The organism is Citrobacter sp. VF227 (genome assembly GCF_052950715.1).
This window is the reverse complement of sequence record NZ_JBRFVF010000541.1, coordinates 1-444: the sequence shown is the minus strand read 5'-3', so window position 1 is coordinate 444 and position 444 is coordinate 1. Positions and strand designations below refer to the sequence as shown.

The following is a 444-nucleotide window of genomic DNA, read 5'->3' as shown; positions in this document are numbered from 1 at the left end:
CCCCTTTATGACCGGGGGGATAACCTGGTGTTCACGCAGGGCAGTCTGCACCGGACCGACGGCCGGACCCAGGCTAACCTCGGCGCCGGGGTACGCCACTTTATGCCCGGCCACATGCTGGGCGGATATCTGTTCGGCGACTACGACCTGTCCCGCGACCATGCGCGTGTCGGTGCCGGCCTTGAATACTGGCGTGACTTCCTGAAGCTGGGTGTCAATGGCTACTACCGCCTGACGGACTGGAAAGACTCCCCGGACCGGGCCGACCACGAGGCCCGTCCGGCAAACGGCTGGGCTGTCCGCGCGCAGGCCTGGGTGCCGTCCCTGGCGCAGCTGGGCGGCAGGTTGACGTATGAGCAGCACTACGGGAAGGAAGTGGCCCTGTTCGGGGTGGACAACCGGCAGAAGAATCCGCATGCCATAACGGCGTGGATTACCTATACC

General features: G+C 65.1%; 1 protein-coding gene. It reads left to right on the top strand.

Annotated elements, in window-relative coordinates; genetic code table 11:
• The coding region (locus tag ACU8YC_RS27750; RefSeq protein ID WP_446896362.1) for an inverse autotransporter beta domain-containing protein at positions 1–444 on the top strand (444 nt) is incomplete at both ends.